Annotated in this window: 1 protein-coding gene; it reads right to left on the minus strand. The window is 32.8% G+C overall.

What is annotated here, in order from left to right; all coding sequences use genetic code 11:
* Nucleotides 1-63: 63 nt before the first annotated feature.
* On the minus strand, nt 64-719 hold a 656-nt coding region (locus AABL81_RS13530), incomplete at its 5' end, for an IS3 family transposase (protein ID WP_341341325.1).

The raw sequence follows: 719 nt of genomic DNA on the forward strand, positions 1-719 counted from the left end.
TATAGCTGTACAGCTATAGTTGATAATCCTGTTTTGTACTGTACAGTTATTTCAGTAATCCTATTACTGCTGTACAAGTTCTTTTTTCTCTGTTTTATTCTTGTAATAATTCTTCCATCTTTTAGGAAGCACCCCTGTTTTTAGGTGAGCTTGATTAGGAGTTAATCTATCACAACTATCGTGAGGTCTAATTTGATTATAAGCTTCTATGCTATTACCTATTTTTTCCTTAGTTTTTTGATACCCTAAACTTGAGTAGTTTAGATTAAACTCTCCTTTAATTATGCCATTTACTCGCTCTGCTACTGCGTTATCTCTTGGCTCTCCACTTTGTGTAGTACTTATTGATATATCGTTATCTATTAATAACTGAGTGTAAGTAGCGCTACAGTATTGGCATCCTCTATCAGAATGATGAATAAGTTTTTCTGTATACATTCTATTTTTTAACGCCATTGTTAAGGCTTTCAAACACCCTTTTGTAGTCAAATCTAGATTAAAACTATATCCCATTATTTTATGTGAATAAGCATCTGTGATTAAACTCAGATATCCCCAAGCATTATTTAGTCGTATATATGTAATATCACTTACCCAAAATTGCTCTGGTCTAATAACCTTTACACCATTATACAAGTCCAAATATTGACCTCTCCATGCTCTAGAATCTGTTGTGTATGCTTTTCGTTTGCGCTGCCTAATCAACATTTTTTGACTAT

Source organism: Myroides sp. C1519 (assembly GCF_038039755.1).
Lineage (GTDB): Bacteria > Bacteroidota > Bacteroidia > Flavobacteriales > Flavobacteriaceae > Flavobacterium > Flavobacterium phaeum_A.